At 64.0% G+C, this 17,885-nt stretch carries 17 protein-coding genes; 9 read left to right on the forward strand and 8 right to left on the reverse strand.

The window, feature by feature from the left end:
* The first annotated feature begins 28 nt into the window (after positions 1–28).
* The 4 genes from fabZ to lpxB are packed head-to-tail and all read left to right on the forward strand — an operon-like array spanning position 29 to position 3,241.
* Positions 29–493, forward strand: coding sequence for a 3-hydroxyacyl-ACP dehydratase FabZ (gene fabZ / locus VK792_RS04660; RefSeq protein ID WP_326296187.1), 465 nt, complete (start codon positions 29–31; stop codon positions 491–493).
* Positions 490–1,281, forward strand: coding sequence for an acyl-ACP--UDP-N-acetylglucosamine O-acyltransferase (gene lpxA / locus VK792_RS04665; protein ID WP_326296188.1), 792 nt, complete (start codon positions 490–492; stop codon positions 1,279–1,281). The genes fabZ and lpxA overlap by 4 nt, the downstream gene beginning before the upstream one ends.
* 5 nt (positions 1,282–1,286) lie before the next feature.
* Positions 1,287–2,069, forward strand: a complete 783-nt coding sequence (locus VK792_RS04670; RefSeq protein WP_326296189.1) for an LpxI family protein — start codon at positions 1,287–1,289, stop codon at positions 2,067–2,069.
* A complete protein-coding gene (lpxB, locus tag VK792_RS04675) occupies positions 2,069–3,241 on the forward strand; it encodes a lipid-A-disaccharide synthase (protein WP_326296190.1) in 1,173 nt (390 codons plus the stop codon). Before VK792_RS04670 ends, lpxB begins: the two co-directional genes overlap by 1 nt.
* A 78-nt stretch (positions 3,242–3,319) precedes the next feature.
* Here the strand turns inward: lpxB and VK792_RS04680 are convergent, their stop codons facing one another.
* Positions 3,320–3,967 carry an invasion associated locus B family protein gene (locus tag VK792_RS04680; RefSeq protein ID WP_326296191.1) on the reverse strand — a complete coding sequence of 216 codons (648 nt, stop codon included), beginning with the start codon at positions 3,965–3,967 and terminating at the stop codon, positions 3,320–3,322.
* Positions 3,968–4,546: 579 nt separating this feature from the next.
* Between VK792_RS04680 and VK792_RS04685 the strand changes: the two genes are divergently transcribed.
* Positions 4,547–6,103 carry a helicase HerA-like domain-containing protein gene (locus VK792_RS04685; protein ID WP_326296192.1) on the forward strand — a complete coding sequence of 519 codons (1,557 nt, stop codon included), beginning with the start codon at positions 4,547–4,549 and terminating at the stop codon, positions 6,101–6,103.
* A 65-nt stretch (positions 6,104–6,168) separates the two neighbouring features.
* On the opposite strand, the gene VK792_RS04690 is transcribed toward VK792_RS04685, so the two are convergent.
* Positions 6,169–6,726: a lipid-binding SYLF domain-containing protein gene (locus VK792_RS04690; protein ID WP_326296193.1), complete on the reverse strand. Its 558-nt coding sequence runs from the start codon at positions 6,724–6,726 to the stop codon at positions 6,169–6,171.
* Positions 6,727–6,837: 111 nt separating this feature from the next.
* The gene (gene hemB / locus VK792_RS04695; RefSeq protein WP_326296194.1) at positions 6,838–7,836 is read right to left on the reverse strand and encodes a porphobilinogen synthase; all 999 of its coding nucleotides are present in this window, start codon (positions 7,834–7,836) and stop codon (positions 6,838–6,840) included.
* 141 nt (positions 7,837–7,977) lie between these two features.
* Here hemB and VK792_RS04700 point away from each other — a divergent pair, with 141 nt between their 5' ends.
* From VK792_RS04700 to VK792_RS19510, 3 genes are all read left to right on the forward strand, one after another.
* Positions 7,978–8,505, forward strand: a complete 528-nt coding sequence (locus tag VK792_RS04700; protein ID WP_326296195.1) for a component of SufBCD complex — start codon at positions 7,978–7,980, stop codon at positions 8,503–8,505.
* Between the two features lie 32 nt (positions 8,506–8,537).
* Positions 8,538–11,996, forward strand: a complete 3,459-nt coding sequence (gene mfd / locus VK792_RS04705; RefSeq protein ID WP_326296196.1) for a transcription-repair coupling factor — start codon at positions 8,538–8,540, stop codon at positions 11,994–11,996.
* A 114-nt stretch (positions 11,997–12,110) separates the two neighbouring features.
* Positions 12,111–12,245, forward strand: a complete 135-nt coding sequence (locus VK792_RS19510; protein ID WP_353962934.1) for an excalibur calcium-binding domain-containing protein — start codon at positions 12,111–12,113, stop codon at positions 12,243–12,245.
* Positions 12,246–12,403: 158 nt separating this feature from the next.
* Here VK792_RS19510 and VK792_RS04715 read toward each other — a convergent pair whose 3' ends face one another.
* From VK792_RS04715 to VK792_RS04735, 5 genes are all read right to left on the reverse strand, one after another.
* Positions 12,404–13,276 carry a delta-class carbonic anhydrase gene (locus tag VK792_RS04715; protein WP_326296198.1) on the reverse strand — a complete coding sequence of 291 codons (873 nt, stop codon included), beginning with the start codon at positions 13,274–13,276 and terminating at the stop codon, positions 12,404–12,406.
* A gap of 203 nt (positions 13,277–13,479) precedes the next feature.
* A complete protein-coding gene (locus tag VK792_RS04720; RefSeq protein ID WP_326296199.1) occupies positions 13,480–14,550 on the reverse strand; it encodes a methyltetrahydrofolate cobalamin methyltransferase in 1,071 nt (356 codons plus the stop codon).
* Positions 14,547–15,206 (reverse strand): HAD family hydrolase, encoded by a 660-nt coding sequence (locus tag VK792_RS04725; RefSeq protein ID WP_326296200.1) that lies wholly within the window; start codon positions 15,204–15,206, stop codon positions 14,547–14,549. Before VK792_RS04725 ends, VK792_RS04720 begins: the two co-directional genes overlap by 4 nt.
* Positions 15,207–15,224: 18 nt before the next feature.
* Positions 15,225–16,151 (reverse strand): methylenetetrahydrofolate reductase, encoded by a 927-nt coding sequence (locus VK792_RS04730; protein ID WP_326296201.1) that lies wholly within the window; start codon positions 16,149–16,151, stop codon positions 15,225–15,227.
* A 27-nt stretch (positions 16,152–16,178) separates the two neighbouring features.
* The gene (locus VK792_RS04735) at positions 16,179–16,475 is read right to left on the reverse strand and encodes a virulence factor (protein WP_326296202.1); all 297 of its coding nucleotides are present in this window, start codon (positions 16,473–16,475) and stop codon (positions 16,179–16,181) included.
* Positions 16,476–16,739: 264 nt separating this feature from the next.
* Here VK792_RS04735 and VK792_RS04740 point away from each other — a divergent pair, with 264 nt between their 5' ends.
* Positions 16,740–17,852 (forward strand): Ppx/GppA phosphatase family protein, encoded by a 1,113-nt coding sequence (locus VK792_RS04740; protein ID WP_326296203.1) that lies wholly within the window; start codon positions 16,740–16,742, stop codon positions 17,850–17,852.
* Positions 17,853–17,885 lie beyond the last annotated feature (33 nt).

Raw genomic sequence — 17,885 nt, forward strand, 5'->3', positions numbered from 1 at the left:
GCAGGGCGAAACCCGAAAGGACCCAACCATGACCGACACGCTTTTGAGCGCCGACATTCAGTTGATCCAGCGCATCCTGCCGCACCGCTATCCGTTCCTGCTGGTTGACAAGGTGGTCGATATCGACGGCACCCAATCGGCCCGTGGCATCAAGAACGTGACGATGAACGAACCGCATTTCCAGGGGCATTTTCCCGGCATGCCGATCATGCCCGGCGTCACCATCGTCGAAGCGATGGCGCAGACCGCCGCTGTCATGGTGGGCACCGCGCTGGACATGGCCGACAAGGAAATGAAGGTCTATTTCATGGCAATCGACGGCTGCAAGTTCCGCCGCAAGGTCATTCCCGGGGACGTGCTCGAAATGCACCTGACCACCCTGCGCGGCAAGCCCGGCGGCAAGGTCTGGAAATTTGCCGGCAAGGCCACGGTCAACGGTGAAATGGCGGCAGAGGCTGAATTCTCTGCCATGATGGAACTGCCAGCGGCATGACCACCGGACCGACCATTCACCCCGGCGCCATCGTCGAAGAGGGCGCGAAAATCGGGCCGGGCTGCTATGTCGGCCCGTTCTGCCACATCGGCCCCGAGGTGACGCTGGGCGCCAATGTCGAGATCAAGAGCCACGTCGTCATCACCGGAAACACCACGATCGGCGACGACACGGTGATCTTTCCCTTTGCCGTCATCGGCGAGGTACCTCAGGACCTGAAGTTCCGGGGCGAAAAGACCCGGCTGGAAATCGGCAAGCGCAACCGCATCCGCGAACATGTCACCATGAACGCGGGCACCGAGGGCGGCGGCGGGCTGACCAAGGTGGGCGATGACGGGCTGTTCATGGCGGGCTGCCACGTGGCCCATGACGTGATCATCGGCGACCGGGTGATCCTGGTGAACAACTCGGCCCTGGCGGGGCATTGCGTGATCGAGGATGACGTGATCGTCGGCGGCCTGTCGGGCGTGCATCAATGGGTGCGCATCGGGCGCGGGGCGATCATCGGTGCGGTCACGATGGTGACCAACGACGTGATCCCCTATGGTCTGGTGCAGGCACCGCGCGGACAGCTGGACGGGCTGAACCTTGTCGGGCTCAAGCGAAAGGGCGTGTCGCGCGCCGATATCACCGCGCTGCGGGCCGCGTTCCAGATGCTGGCGCAGGGCGAAGGCAGTTTCCACGAGCGCGCCAAGCGGCTTGGGGCGGAAACCGACAGCGACTATGTCCGCCAGATCACCGATTTCATCCTGGGCGACAGCGACCGGTCGTTCCTGACGCCGGGCTGATCCGGATGCTGGCCCTGATCGTCGGCAACGGCGCGCTGCCCCGCGCGGTGGCCGCGGCGCAGGACGTGCCGCCGCTGGTCTGCGCGCTGGCCGGTCATGCGCCGGACGGGCTGACGCCGGACATCACGTTTCGCGTCGAACACCTGGGCAGCCTGCTGCGCCGTCTGAAACGCGCGGGGGTCACCCGGATTTGCCTGTGTGGCAAGGTCGACCGGCCCGACATTTCCCTGAAACGGCTGGACTGGCGCACCGCGTTGATGCTGCCGCGCATGTTGAAGGCGCTGAAACTGGGTGACGACGGCGCGCTGCGCATTGTCATCGCGCTGTTCGAGGCCGGTGGCTTTGCCGTCGAGGCCGCGCACGAGGCCGCGCCCGACCTGTTGCCGCCGGCGGGGGTGCTGACCGCCGCGCCCCTGTCTGACAGCGCAGAGGCAGACGCCCGGGCAGGGGATGCGGCCATCGCGGCCATGGGGCGCGCGGATCTGGGCCAGGCCTGCCTGGTGCGGCACGGCGCCGTGCTGGCGACCGAGACCGAAACCGGGACGGATGCGCTGATCGTGGGGCAGGGGCAAGCCGGGGCCGTGCTGTACAAGGCCCCCAAACCCGATCAGGACCGCCGCGCCGACCTGCCCACCATCGGCCCCGACACCGCGCGCAACGCCGTTGCCGCCGGCCTGTCCGGCCTGGTGATCGAGGCGGGCGGCGTCATGGTGCTGGACCTGCCTGTCGTGCAGGACATTCTCGACGCTGCCGGGCTGTTTCTCTGGGTTCGGGAAAGGCCGGTCTGATGCGCGTTTTCATCATCGCGGGCGAACCTTCGGGCGACAAGCTGGGCGCGGCGCTGATGGCCGGGCTGACAGAGCTGGTGCCGGATGTCACCTTTGACGGGATCGGCGGCGAACGCATGATCGGCGAGGGGCTGCAAAGCCTGTTCCCGATGGAAGAGATCTCGATCATGGGCATCACCGAGATCCTGCGCGAATACCGCGCGCTCAAGGCCCGGATCCGTCAGACGGCGGAAGAGGTCGTGCGCCAGAAACCCGACGTGCTGATCACCATCGACCTGCCGGAGTTTTCCCTCCGCGTGGCGCGGCTGGTCAAGGCGGCCAGCGCGATCCGTACCGTGCATTATGTTGCGCCCACGGTCTGGGCCTGGCGCCCGGGACGTGCGGCCAAGATGGCGGCGCATGTCGACCAGGTACTGGCGCTTCTGCCGTTCGAGCCGCCCTATATGGAAGCCGCCGGGATGCGCTGCGATTTCGTCGGGCACCCGGTGGTGACCGACCCGCAGGCGACCGAGGCAGAGGCGCAGGCGTTTCGCGCCGCACGGGGGCTGGGGGATGCTCCGTTCTGCCTGATCCTGCCCGGCTCGCGCCGCAGCGAGGTCAGCCGCCTTGCCCCGGTGTTCGGCGATGTCGCGGGCGGTCTGTCCAAGGCGCGCCCGGAACTGCGCTTTGGAGTGGTGGCAGCGCGGCCCGTGGCGGACCTGGTGCAGGCGTCGGTGGCAGACTGGCCTGTGCGCCCGATCCTGATCGACCCACGCGACGACGAAGAACAGGCTTCCCGCCGGACCAAGGCGGCGGTGTTCCGTGCGGCCGATGTGGCGCTGGCAGCCTCGGGCACCGTGTCGTTGGAACTGGCTGCGGCGGGCACGCCGATGGTGATTGCCTACGACATGAACTGGCTTAGCCGTCAGATCATCGGACGGATGCTGCGCGTGGATACGGTGACGTTGGTCAACCTCGTGTCGGACACCCGCGCGGTGCCGGAATTCATCGGCCAGGCGTGTCTGCCCGAGCGCATTGCCCCGGCGCTGGAACAGGTGTTGGCCGAACCGCAGCCTCAGATCGATGCCATGGCTCTGACGATGGAGCGGCTGGGCCGTGGCGGCGAAGCGCCCGGTCTGCGCGCAGCCCGGGCCGTCCTGGACGGGCTGGCCAAGGCACAGACCCGCCGGTAGGCCCGCGGTGTCCCAACCGGACAACAAAAAACCCCGCCAGTTCGGGCGGGGTTTTGAAATCCAGGGTCCCGGACGCGGTCAGCCGCCTTGCTTGACCGGCGTGACCTTGTCGAAGCTGGCGGTAAAGCCCTTCAGCGACATCGACACGCTGACCTTCTGATCCGGTGCCAGCGCGGGCACCAAGGTCAGCTTGGCCGCAGCGCCGGCCTTGAAGCGCGAAATGTCTTCGGCCGTAAAGCCGACGCGCGCATAGCAGCCGCCCTGGGTGCAAAAGCTGTAGTCATAGCGTTTGGCCTGACCGCTATCGACCTGGATCGTCAGGCGCTGGGTCAGCAGCGTTTCCAGCGGCACAACAAAGGTGCCACCGGCCACGACCTGACCACCGCCTTCCAGCCGGAACAGGCTGGCTTCGGCCACCGGGTTGCCTTCGGCGTCTTTCAGCAGTTGGTACATCTGGCAGGGTTCTGTCTGGCCTTCAGGGACCCGAAGGCACTGTACCTGCCAGTCACCGTTGGTTTCCAGAACATAGCTCTGCGCCTGCTGCGGCGCAGGCGCGGCGGCATCCCCTTCGGCGGGAACACTTTCGCCGGTGTCGAGTTCGCCAAGAAGCTGCACATCGCCCCCTTCGGTCTGATCTGCGGGGGCCTGGGCGGCGTCCTGCGCGATGCCCGGTGCCGCTGCCAGAAGGGCAGCCAGGGCGGTTGCGGCAAACAGGTGTTTGGTCATCGTAAAATTCTTCCCTGAGAGGCTATCGTCTATGTCTTCGCCACCTAACACGGACATCGCCGGGTGTCAGGGCCAAAACGTCGCACGGGTTCGTGAGATGGGCGATAACCTGCCAGACAGAATATACCCAATAGTGGGTACAAGACGCTGAGAAGAAAAAGAAAAAGGGGACGTCACCGCCCCCTTTTTTGAAATTTATCGCTCCCTGTCGGACTGGCCGACTTTGTTATTGACGGGACGCTACGAAACTATTTTCGACCGGTCAACAGGGATTCTTTGCCGTTACGGTCATTCGCAGAAAAAAAATTTTCATGCCAAGTCTGGCTGTAGAAAACTGCGAAACAGAGAAATTAAATTTCCTCTGGGCGCTTGATTTTGAATGAAATTTCTTGCTGCGGCGCGGCAAAACTTTCCCTGTTCAGCAAAAAAAGGCCGCGCCTTGTGACGCGGCCAGTCTGACAGGGAGGAAGTCTGTCCAATTCCCAGAGGACATCGGGTTTTGGACAGCGTTGACACTGGCACCAATTGGTTAAGCAAGTATGGTGAGCCCGAGCGGTTTGAGTTGAAGGAGGCTGGATCATGGAAAACGGCGTGTTCGTCGGGGGCGGCGGGGCGGACTATGGCGAGAAGCAATGGCTCGACCTGAAATATGCCAACCGCCATGGTCTGATCGCGGGCGCGACCGGCACGGGCAAGACCGTCACCTTGCAGATCCTGGCCGAAGGCTTTGCCAACGCGGGCGTCCCCGTGTTCCTGTCCGATGTAAAGGGCGACCTGTCAGGGCTGGCAAAGCCGGGCAGCGAAACCTTCAAGCTGCACGGTGCCTTTACCGACCGTGCCGCGAAGATCGGCTTTGACGACTTCAGCTATCAGGCTTTTCCGACGGTGTTCTGGGACCTGTTCGGGCAAAAGGGGCACCCGGTGCGCACCACCGTGGCCGAGATGGGGCCGCTGCTGATGTCGCGGCTGCTGGAACTGTCCGAGGCACAGGAAGGCATCCTGAACATCGCCTTCCGGCTGGCGGACGAGGACGGCATGCCGTTGCTGGACCTGAAAGACCTGCAATCGCTGCTGGTCTGGGTCGGTGAAAATCGGGCCGATCTGTCTTTGCGCTATGGCAATATCTCGGTCCAGTCGGTGGGCGCGATCCAGCGGCGGCTGCTGGTGCTGGAAAACCAGGGCGGTGCGGGGCTGTTCGGGGAACCGGCGCTGGACCTGGCCGACATGATGCAGGTCGATGCGCAGGGCAGGGGGCAGGTCAATATTCTGACAGCCGACAGCCTGATGGCCGCGCCCCGGCTCTATGCGACATTCCTACTGTGGCTGCTGTCGGAACTGTTCGAGGAACTCCCCGAGGTCGGCGACCCCGACAAACCCAAGCTGGTTTTCTTCTTCGACGAGGCGCATCTGCTGTTCGATGATGCGCCCAAGGCGCTGATCGACAAGGTCGAACAGGTGGCGCGGCTGATCCGCTCGAAAGGAGTGGGCGTCTATTTCATCACCCAGAACCCCGATGACATCCCCGAAGACATCCTTGGCCAGCTGGGCAACCGGGTTCAGCATGCGCTCCGTGCATTCACCGCCCGCGATCGCAAGGCACTGCGGTTGGCCGCGGAAACCTATCGTGAGAACCCCGATTTCAACATCGAAGACGCGATCCGAGAGGTCGGCGTGGGCGAGGCCGTGACCTCGATGCTGGAGAAGAAAGGCGTTCCAGGCGTGGCACAACGCACGCTCATCCGTCCGCCGTCTTCGCAACTTGGCCCGATCACCGATGACCAGCGCGCGGGCCTGATCGCCACCTCGCCCATCGGCGGGAAATACGACACGGTGATCGACCGGCGGTCGGCCTATGAAATCCTGCGCCAGAGGGCTGAAACAGCCGCCGCCGCCGCCGAACAGGCTGAACTGAAAGAAGAGACGCAGGCCGCGCAGGAAAGGGACTATTCCGCAGGGCGCCGCTATACCGGGACGCGGGTCGGGCGATCCACGTCCAAGCCTGTGCGCAGCACGAAATCAAGCCGCGACAAAAGCTTTGGCGAGGCGATGGGCGACATGGTGATGAAGGAACTGACCGGCACCACCGGTCGCCGCATCGTGCGCGGCATCCTCGGCGGGTTGTTCAAGGCGAAATAGGGCTCTTCAGCAAAGATGGGCGGATATTCACGCCCATCCTTGCGGTGCCAAGGCAGGAAACCGGATCAGGGAATGATCCGGGTGTATTTCACGCCTTCCAACGTCACACCTGCGCGCAGACCAGCCTGGGCAAAGACCACGGCGATGACCGGGGCCATGGACGTGGTTGTTTCGGCCGCAAGGCTGCCGCCACCTTCCGGGATGGCATATTCCATATCCGCCCCCGCGGCCCAGCCAGGCGCACGGCGGAAGTTCAGCAGCGCGTCTTCGGTCATGAAGAACAGCACATGCGCATATTGCTGAACGCCGATCTGCAAGCCCGCGCTGGCCTTGGTGGTCGAATAGAAATCCACCGTGACCCCACCCACGCGCAGCGCGCCCTTGCCATAGGCACCGCCAAGGCCCAGCCCGGCCTCGGTCACCAGTGGCATCACCAACATGCCGGCGGACTTGTCGCGCAGCTGCGTGGTGTTGGGGTATTGCGAGAAAAGCTGGGCCAGCGTGGCATCGACGCGTGCGTCGATCGTTTCCGGGCCTTTGCTGCCGATACCGTTGCCGCAGGCCGCGACAAGCGGCAGCGCGCCAAGCGAAAGGATTACTCCGCGTCGGGAGAGCTGTGTCATGGGAATGCTCTTTTGTTTGCCTGTGCCTGTGTCCGGCTGTACCGCCGGTTATGCGTCACTATAGCGTCGCGTGCCGGGCCTGTCACCCGGCACGTGACCCGCGGGCGGGTTTCAGCCGCCGAGGATTTCCGCCGCCGCCGGGGCAAAATAGGTCAGGATGCCGTCGCAGCCCGCGCGCTTGAACGCCATCAGGCTTTCCAGCATGACCTTTTCGCCATCGACCCAGCCGCGTTCACCCGCCCCGGCCAGCATCGCGTATTCGCCCGATACCTGATAGGCGAAGGTCGGGGCGCCAAACATGTCCTTGGCGCGACGGCACACATCCAGATAGGGCATGCCGGGTTTTACCATCACCATGTCGGCGCCATCCGTCAGGTCGCGCGCGATCATCCGCATCGCTTCATCGGTGTTGGCCGGATCCATCTGGTAGGTCTTCTTGTCCCCCTTCAGCGCGCCCGACGCGCCCACCGCATCGCGGAACGGTCCATAGAACGCGCTGGCATATTTCGCGGCATAGGACAGCAAGGCCACGTTCTTGTGCCCCGCGGATTCCAGCGCTGCCCGCAGCGCGCCGATCCGTCCGTCCATCATGTCGCTGGGGCCGATGATGTCGGCCCCGGCGTCGGCCTGGCTCAGCGCCTGTTTGATCAGCGCCTCGACCGTGCGGTCATTCACGATTTCGCCATCCTCGACGAAACCATCGTGGCCGTTGATGTTGTACGGGTCGAGCGCCACATCCGTCATTACCGTGATATCCGGCACGGCGTCCTTAATCGCGCGGGTGGCACGGTTCGACAGGTTTTCGGGGTTCCAGGCCTCGGAACAGCATTCGGTTTTCAGCGACGGGTCGGTGTAGGGAAACAGACAGATCGCCGGGATGCCAAGGTTCCACGCCTCTTCTGCCGCTTCGACCACCTTGTCGACCGACCGGCGCATCACACCTGGCATCGAAGCGATGGGTTCTTCGACGCCGTCGCCGTTACGCACGAAGACCGGCCAGATGAAATCGGCGGGTGACAGTTCGTTTTCTCGAACGAGGTCGCGAAGCGCGGGCGACCGGCGCAGGCGGCGGAAACGGGTGGCGGGAAACGGGGCGGAAAGCGGTGTCATGGCGGATCTGTCCTTGTAAACGCTGCCTTTGGGTGGCATGGAATGACGGCTATCTCAAGGGCGTAGTCGCCATGACGCCCAAGATGCCTCTCCCATGCCGGGTCACCGGCGTTTCTGCCTTGAAGGATAAAGGGCCCGACTTTGGACTGGCAGACGATTGTCTTTGAAGTCATCGACATGCGGTCGTTCTCGAACCTTTGGTTCTGGATCGCGCTTGCAGTGATGTGGTCTTCGGCCAGCCATTGGGTCATGGGGGTGCCGTTCGACATGGTCACGCGGGCGCGCCGGCAGGGCGGGCAGGCCGAAGCCGATCTGGCCGACATGGTGCGTATCAACTGCAACCGGCTTCTGTATATCGCGGGAGTGTCGGGACTGATCCTGATCGCCGCGATCAGCTTTATTCTGACCATGCTCGGCGTGCTGGGCTTTGCCTACAAGGTCGAATTTGCACAGGCTGTGTTCCTGCTGGCCTTTCCGATGGCGATCGTCTTTGGCCTGTCGATCCGCACCGCGCGTCGGATCGGCGCACAACAAATGCAGCCCGAAGGGTTGGCAAAGCTTTTGACCCGGCACCGCATCGTGATCCAGGCCATCGGTATGGTGTCAATCTTCGTGACCGCGCTTTGGGGCATGTTCCAGAACCTCAGCCATGGGCTTCTGGTCAATTGACCTTGGCGCGATTTGCCGCCATCTGACGACCCATGACCGACAAACGCCATATCGTGAAGGGCGGCGCGCCCGAAGGTTACGACGCCCGCCTGCTGCTGGACGAGGCTGCCAATGGCCCCGTGGTGCACATCGCCCGCGACGACAAGCGGCTGGCGCAGATGCGCGAGGCGCTGACCTTCTTCGATCCGTCGATGCCGGTCTTTGCGTTCCCGGGCTGGGATTGCCTGCCTTATGACCGGGTGTCGCCCAATGCCGACATTTCCGCCACGCGCATGGCGACGCTGGCGGCGTTGGTTCACGGCATGCCGGACCGATTCATTCTGTTGACGACGCTGTCGGCGGCGATGCAGCGCGTCCCGGCGCGGGAGGTGCTGAAAGAGGCCGCCTTCAAGGCCGAGGTCGGGCGCCGTGTGAACGAGGATCACCTGCGCGCCTTCCTGGTCCGCATGGGCTTTTCCATGGCGCCCACGGTGATGGAGCCGGGCGACTATGCCATTCGCGGCGGCATCATCGACATCTATCCGCCGGGCGACGGCGGTCCGGTGCGGCTGGATTTCTTTGGCGATGTGCTGGACGGCGCGCGGCGCTTCGATCCGGTGACCCAGCGCACCACCGACAAGCTGGACGTGGTCGAACTGGCCCCGGTGTCCGAGGTCATCCTGGACGAGGCCGCGATCACCCGGTTCCGGCAGAATTACCGCATCGAGTTCGGCCAGACCGCCGACGACCCGCTGTACGAAGCGGTCAGCGCGGGCCGCAAGCATCAGGGCATGGAACATTGGTTGCCGTTCTTCCACGACCGGCTGGAAACCCTGTTCGACTATCTGCCCGATGCCACGATCTGCCAGGACGATCAGGTCACGCCCGCGCGTCTGGGCCGCTGGGACACGATCGCCGATCAATACGAAACGCGCCGCCTTGCGATGACGCAGAAGGGGCGGATGGATACGGTCTACAAACCGGTCAAGCCCGACGCGCTCTATCTGGATGACGCCGCTTGGGACGCCGCGGTTGCCAACCACCGTTTCGTCCAGTTCCAACCGCTGCCCCAGGCCTCTGGCCCCGGTGTGGTGGATGCGGGCGGGCGCATCGGGCGCAGTTTTGCCCCCGAAAGACAACGGGAAAACATCAGCCTTTTTGGTGCTTTGGCGAAGCATGTTCAGGCGCGACTTTCGGATGGTCCCGTCGTCATCGCCAGCTATTCCGAAGGCGCGCGCGAACGCCTGTCCGGGTTGATCGAGGACGAAGGCCTGTCCGAAACGATCCATGTCCAGAACGCCTCTGCCATCGGTAAACGGGGGCTTTACCTGACCGTCTGGTCGCTGGAACAGGGGTTCGAGGCACCGCTGGGCGACCGCCGCCTGACAGTGATTTCCGAACAGGACGTGCTGGGGGACCGGTTGATCCGTCAGCCGCGCAAGCGCCGCAAGGCCGAAAATTTCCTGACCGAGGCACAGTCGCTGTCGCCCGGCGATCTGGTGGTACACGTCGACCACGGCATCGGTCGCTACCACGGGCTCGAGGTGGTGACGGCCCTTGGTGCCGCGCATGAATGCCTGCACATCGAATACGCTGAGAACGCCAAGCTCTACCTGCCCGTCGAAAACATCGAACTGCTCAGCCGTTATGGTCACGAGGAAGGTCTGCTCGACAAGCTGGGTGGCGGCGCGTGGCAGGCCAAGAAAGCCAAGCTCAAGGAACGCATCCGCGAGATGGCGGACAAGCTGATCCGCATCGCCGCCGAACGTGCCTTGCGCAAGGCCCCCGTTATCGACCCGCCTCCCGGCGCGTGGGATGCCTTTGCCGCCCGGTTCCCGTATCAGGAAACCGACGACCAGCTGCGCGCGATCGAGGACGTGGTCGCCGACATGCACTCGGGCCAGCCGATGGACCGGCTGATCTGTGGCGACGTGGGCTTTGGCAAGACCGAGGTGGCGATGCGCGCCGCCTTCATTGCCGCCATGTCCGGCTTGCAGGTGGCCGTGATCGCGCCCACCACGCTGCTTGCCCGCCAGCATTACAAGAGCTTTTCCGACCGCTTCCGGGGTTTCCCCTTGCAGGTCAAATCCCTGTCGCGCTTCGTGTCCGCGAAAGAGGCGGCGCAAACGCGCGACGGGCTGGCAAAGGGCACGGTGGATATCGTCGTCGGCACCCACGCGCTGCTGGCCAAGGGCATACGGTTCCAGAACCTCGGCCTGCTGATCATCGACGAGGAACAGCATTTCGGCGTGTCCCACAAGGAGCGGCTGAAACAGCTGCGCTCGGACATCCACGTGCTGACCCTGACCGCAACGCCCATTCCGCGCACGCTGCAACTGTCGCTCACCGGCGTGCGCGACCTGTCGATCATCGGCACACCGCCTGTCGACCGGCTTGCGATCCGCACGTACGTCAGCGAATTCGACGCAGTCACCATCCGCGAAGCGCTGCTGCGCGAACACTATCGCGGCGGGCAAAGCTTTGTCGTTGTGCCGCGCATCGCCGATCTGCCCGATCTCGAAGCCTTCCTGCGCGACCAGGTGCCCGAGGTCAGCTTTACCGTCGCCCATGGCCAGATGCCGGCGGGGGAACTCGACGACAAGATGAACGCCTTCTACGACGGCAAATACGACGTGCTTCTGGCCACGACCATCATCGAATCCGGCCTGGACATCCCCACCGCGAACACCATGGTCGTGCACCGCGCCGACATGTTCGGCCTGGCGCAGCTTTACCAGATCCGGGGCCGCGTCGGCCGGTCCAAGACCCGCGCCTATGCCTATCTCACCACGAAACCGCGCGCCAAGCTGACCCCCGCCGCCGAAAAGCGCCTGCGCGTGCTGGGCAGCATCGACACGCTGGGCGCGGGGTTCACCCTGGCCAGCCAGGACCTCGACATTCGCGGCGCGGGCAACCTTCTGGGCGAAGAACAGTCCGGCCAGATGCGCGACGTGGGGTACGAGCTCTACCAATCCATGCTGGAAGAGGCGATCGCCAAGATCCGCTCGGGCCAGATGGAAGGGCTGTCGGACGATGACGGCCAATGGGCGCCGCAGATCAACCTGGGCGTTTCCGTCCTGATTCCCGAGGCTTACGTGCCCGATCTCGACGTCCGCCTGGGCCTCTATCGCCGCCTGTCGCACCTGACGACCAAGGTCGAACTTGAAGGTTTCGCCGCCGAACTGATCGACCGTTTCGGCAAGCTGCCGAAAGAGGTCAACACGCTGTTGCTGATCGTGCGGATCAAGGCGATGTGCAAACGCGCGGGCATCGCCAAGCTCGACGGCGGGCCGCGCGGCGCGACGATCCAGTTCCACAACGACAAGTTCGCCAACCCCGCGGGCCTGGTCGAATTCATCCGCGGCCAGGGGGAACTGGCCCGCATCAAGGACAACAAGATCGTCATCCGCCGAGACTGGAAATCCGATACCGACCGGATCAAGGGCGCCTTCGCCGTCGCCCGCGACCTGGCGGTGGCGGCAAAACCGGCCAGGAAAGAGGAGCGCCCCTGACCCGCGCGCACCTTCTTGCCCTGTGCACCCTTGCCGCACCGGTCGTGGCCGAGCCCGTGACGGTGCCGCGCCTGCAGACGCCCGTGCTGTCGACCGCCTACTTCGATTGCCGCAATGTCAGTTGCAAGAAACTCGGCTCCTGCGAGGAAGCCTGCTACAAGCTGCTTCAGTGCGGCCAGCGCAAGGAGCGATGGAGACAATGACGGCATTCCCTGTGAAACCCTGTGCAAAGCTCCCTGCCCGAAATAGGGCTTTCATCTTTCTGGAAAATACTCCCGGGGTGAATGGCGGCTTGCCGCCAGGGGGGGCAGCGCCCCCCGATCCGCCGGTGATCCGCCGAAGGCGGGACACCGGCTGTCAAAGCGTGCGGCCCCACGGGGCCGCACACCATGGATCGCCCGGCTGGCTTACTGGCCGACGATGGGCGACAGAAGATCGGGGTTCATCACCAGGTTGCGCACGCCATGGGCGTGGTCTTCCTTGAACGGGTTGTCCTTCAGCCAGGCATCGACGGACGCGATATCCATCTTCACAACCTGCGGCCGCACGCTCCACGTCACCTGGAAGGGCGAGGCTTTCTCGTTGTAGGTCGGGCCGGTGGTCGAGCCATCATAGACCACCGGGCGGCCAAGGTCGTCGGGCAGGTAGCCGGTCTGGTAAAGCCCCTCCACGGTCTTCACCGCGGCCATGTCCGTCAGGCTGGCGGCCTTCGGGTCGTTGACCAGCACCGCGACCACGGCTTCGACCCGCAGCTGCGGGTTGGCGATCGCCTCGCTCACGCAGGACCCCAGCCCCTCACCGGGCTGCACCTGCGCGGTGGAATAGACGAAATGGATTTCGATCGTATCGCCCGGTTCCAGGTCGCCGTGCTCGCTGTCGCCGACCTTGTGGTCCAACGGGGACAGTTCGGCAGCATTGAGCGTGCCGTTGTATTCATACCCCGAGCCATAGCCGTGACCGTCGCCATTGCCGGCGTAATGGGTAAATTCGCCGCCCTTGTGTTCGGCGTTTTCATGGAAATGGATGTTGCACAGGTTCATTTCGGCATAGGCCGGGGCCGAACCGAAGGCGCGATGATTCATGCCGGACGGGGCGTCGATGTCGCGCGGCGATTGCGGGCCGAAGCCCTTGCCCTGGGTGGCGCTTGCCAGTTCCGCACGCTGTTCTGCGATCACCTCGTCGCCCACCGCGCCGTGGCCCGCTGCAAGAACGGGAAGCGCTGTCGCGCCAAACGAGGCGGACACGGCCAGAGCACTGATCGCAAGTTTGAAAATAGTCACGGAATTCCTCCACAAGGTTACATAAGGGATTGCCCCTGCGCCGCGTTTGCGGCGCCCCTCCGCGTCCGAGTGAAGCCTGCCGCCCGGGATCCGTCAACTTACATATATTTAAAAAATGGAATTTATTGTCGCACCTTGGAGTCATCAAAACGCCCGGAGGGCGAAGCCTCCGGGCGTTCCGGGTCTCGAATGGCGGGTCGAACTCAGGCGCGGCGGCGGCGTCCGCCCCGGCGGCCACCGGTGGCGGTGTCTTCGCCCGGCGCCTTGTTGAACGCGATCCAAGCCCCGCCATGTGGGTCGTTGTTGGTCAGCATGTTGGCGGCGCGGATGGCTTCCATTTCCTTGCCGGGGCGCGACCTGGTCGACCCCATGCCGAACAGCTGAACAAAGGTTTCATCGTCCATGTCGGCGGGCAGGATGATGCCGGCGGCTTCAATCGCGGCCTTCTTCTCGGCGATCTTCTTGGGGCCGATGGGCAGGGCGACAGGGTTCATGATCGCGCTGGTCATCCCGGCGGTGATCGCCATCGGCAGGAACGCGTTATTGATGCCGTGACGGTTCGGAAGGCCGAAGGAAATGTTCGATGCGCCGCAGGTGGTGTTCACGCCCAGTTCTTCGCGCAGGCGACGCACAAGCGCAAAGACCTGCTGCCCGGCAGTTGCCATAGCTCCGATCGGCATGACCAGCGGGTCGACCACGATGTCATGCGCCGGGATGCCGTAATCGGCAGCGCGTTCGACGATCTTCTTGGCGACGGCAAAACGCACTTCGGGGTCTTCGGAAATCCCGGTGTCGTCGTTGGAAATTGCAACAACAGGAACATTGTATTTCTTGACCAACGGCAGAACGATTTCCAGCCGCTCTTCCTCGCCGGTGACAGAGTTCAGCAGCGGGCGGCCCTGGGCTGCCTCAAGACCGGCTTCCAGCGCGCCGGGCACCGACGAGTCGATGCAGAGCGGCACATCCACGATGGCCTGAACGCGGGTCACAAGGTCCCGCATCAGCCCCGGTTCGACAAAGTTGTTGTCGGCATAGCGCGGGTCCTCGGCCATCTTGTTGGAAAACACGGCGCCCGAGTTGATGTCGAGCACGGTTGCCCCGGCGGCGACCTGTGCGATGGCGTCAGCCTCGACGGTGGAAAAGTCACCCATCTCCAGCTCTGCCGCAAGCTTCTTGCGGCCGGTGGGGTTGATGCGTTCGCCGATCACGCAGAACGGCTGGTCAAAGCCGATGATGGCGGTCTTGGTTTTCGACTCGATGACGGTTCGGGTCATGAAATGTCTCCCTGAAGGCGCGCCAGCACGGCTGGCAGCGCGGTGTCTGTGAAATCCTGAAGGGTGATCTGCGCGCCGGCGGCCCGCAGCGTGGCATCGTCGCAGCCGGACCGGATGCCGACGGCAAAAGCGCCAGAGGCCGCCGCCGCGCGCATCCCGCTGGCGCTGTCTTCGAAGGCAATGGCGCGGTCGGGCGCAACGCCAAGACGGTCCATCGCAACACGATACGGGGTCGGATCGGGCTTGGCGGCGCTGCATTCCTCGCCGATCACCAGCGCGTCGATCCGGTCGGTCACGCCAAGTGCGGCCAGCATGGCCACGGCGTTGTCCCGCGGCGCGTTGGTGACGACAGCCACGCGCCAGCCCTGCGCCGCGGCCTGATCCAGCAGTGCATGCAGCCCCGGCATTGGGGGGACATTGCTGGTCAACCGGTCGCGGAACAGCGCCTCTTTCTGTTCGGACAGCGCCTGCGCGTCCTCGCCGGGAAAAACCACAGGAAAGCTTTCCAGGTTATGCTTGCCATGGAACAGCGTCATGTAGTCGTCTTCGTCGAACGACCGCCCGCGTTCCGCGAACATGTCGCGAAACACCGTCTGGTGAATGGGATCGGAGATCAGCATGGTGCCGTCCAGATCGAAAAGCAGCGCACCGGTCATCGCAATCCCAATCCCGCCTCAGCCTTGTGCGGCCATCGGCACGCCTGCGGCGCCACCGTTTTCGGTGGCCCATTTGGCATTGGTCTTGATCCCGCCCAGCGGGAAGAAATGCACCTGCTCGATATTGCTGCCAGGGTTTGCGGCTTTGTGCGCGGCCAGGTCCGACAGAACCTCGGTCGGTTCATAGGGCAGCAGCAGCTTCGATACGTCCATCGCGCGCTTCTGTAGAACCTTCAGCGACGGGCCGACGCCGCAGGCGATGGCGAACTTGATCAGCGTTTGCAACTTGGCGGGACCCGCGATGCCAATATGGATCGGCAGGGTGATGCCGGCATCCTGAAGCCCTTTGGCCCAGGCGACGATCGGCGCGGCCTCGAACGCGAACTGCGTGGCCATCGCCATCTTGGCATCGGTGCGCTCGGAAAACGCCTGCTTCCAGCGCAGCGCGTCCATCACGTTTGCCTCGCCGCCATCGGGGTCGATGTCGCGGTTGCCCTCGGGGTGGCCAGCAACATGCAGCCGGGTAAAGCCCGCCTTGTCGAACAGCCCGGTTTCCATCATCTGCATCGAGCAGTGGAAATCGCCCACGGGCTGGGACACGCCGCCTGCCAGCAGCAGGCCCTGTTTCACGCCGGCCTCGCCTTGGTACATGGCGATCCAGTTTTCCAGCGTCGCTGCGTCCTTGATGATCCGGGCCGGGAAGTGCGGCATCACGTCAAAGCCTTCGCCGGCGATGCGGCGGGCGGTGGCGACCATGTCCTCGATCGGGGTGCCGTCGATATGGGCAATATAGACCCGGGTGCCCAAGGGCAGGATTTCGCGGAAATCCTCGACTTTTTCGGCGGTGCGCGGCATCACCTCGATCGAATAGCCATGCAGGAAGGTTTCCAGGTCACCGTTCGCGGTGCGCGGCTCTTCCCGTTTGCGAAAGTTCAAAAGCGCCATCAGTCTCTCCCGTAAGCCGTTGGCCATTCAGGCCCAGCCATCGTTGGCGATCAGGGCCTTCAGCCGGTCCTGATCGTATTCCGCATCCAGACGCGCGGCCTCGGCCTGCGCGAGCTCGGACGGCTCTCCGTCCAGCGGATAGGGGGCGGCCTTGCGCCATTCCGCAAGGTACGCGTCGGTATCCGACGCCCCAACCTTCATCGCGGCGCGGTCGATGGCTTGTTCGAACCGCTCTGGCAGCACCGCTTTCGATCCGCGACGGCCCTTGCCGACGATGACCTGCGCGGGGATGTCGCGCCAGTAGACGATGGTGACCTCGGGCATGTCCGATTCCCTTTCTCCGATACGACCCTTCGTAATCCAGCCTGTTGGCGGCACAGGGTCGATTTTCGACTTTCGCAGTCGCATGTGCGACCTGCGCCATCTAACAAGACCGGTGAGCAAAGGACCACCGGCCGTCGGGCCCAAAATCTTCACGATGATTCTGAGCGGGATTCATGGCGCGCATCGGGGTGCGTCAAAGGGCTTGCCGCAAGCGCGGGGCGGGCGTATCGTGATAGTAAGTTGAAAATCGGAAGGCGCAGTATCATGGCGCCAAGGCGTCCCAAAGGTGCGGGCGCTTTCCCGAAACCGGTCGAGAGCACCGCGCCTGACAGGCCTGATCCGCACGCGCTCTATGCCGCGCTGGATTTGGGCACAAACAGTTGTCGCATGCTGATTGCCCAGCCAAAGGGCAGCCAGTTTCATGTGGTCGATAGTTTTTCGAAGTCGGTGCAACTGGGCACCGGGTTGGAAAAGACCGGGCGGCTGTCGCGCGCATCCATGGGGCGAACGATTGCCGCGCTGAAGGTGTGCCAGCAGAAAATCCGCCGACACAACGTCACACGGATGCGGCTTGTCGCGACCGAAGCGTGTCGGCGCGCCAAGAACGCGCGCGAATTTATCCGGCAAGTGAAACGGGAAACCGGGTTGCAGCTGGAAATCATCCAGCCCGAGGAAGAGGCGCGTCTGGCCGTCATTTCCTGCGCCCCCCTGGTCAGCACCAAGACCGAACAGCTTTTGGTGGTGGATATCGGCGGGGGGTCAACCGAACTGGTCTGGATCGACCTTGGCTCTGTCCCGAAACGCGACCGCCCGCGTGCGATCATGCGCCTGCATGCCGGGTTCCACACCGCTGACAGCCCGTTTCCCGCCGCCAAGGTGGTTGACTGGATCTCGGTTCCGCTGGGTGTTGCCACGCTGCGTGACCAGTTTTCCGATGTCGAGGACGACGCCGCGCGGTATGCGTTGATGAGCTGGTTCTTCGAAGAAAACCTGGCAGAGTTCGCGCCTTACAAGGATGAGCAGACCCGCGAGGGGTTTCAGATTGTCGGCACCTCGGGCACCGTGACCACGGTTGCGGCATCGCACCTGGGGCTGAAGCGCTATGACCGGACCAAGGTCGACGGGTTGCGCATGACTGGCGACCAGATCGAGGCGGTGATCGGAAAATACCTGGAACTTGGGCCCGAGGGCCGGCGGCGCGATCCGCGGATCGGGCTGGATCGGCAGGCGCTGATCATGTCGGGGTCGGCGATTCTTCAGGCGTTGCTGCGCTGCTGGCCGACGGATCGGCTGTCGGTGGCGGACCGGGGACTGCGCGAAGGGTTGCTTTACGCCCAGATGTCGGCGGATGGCGTGCTGGAGGACGGTCCGTTCTGAGCGGTGCCGCGCGGCGGTTGAAGGAAAAAGGGG

The organism is Mesobacterium hydrothermale (assembly GCF_035818635.1).
Taxonomy (GTDB): Bacteria; Pseudomonadota; Alphaproteobacteria; order Rhodobacterales; family Rhodobacteraceae; genus Mesobacterium_A; species Mesobacterium_A hydrothermale.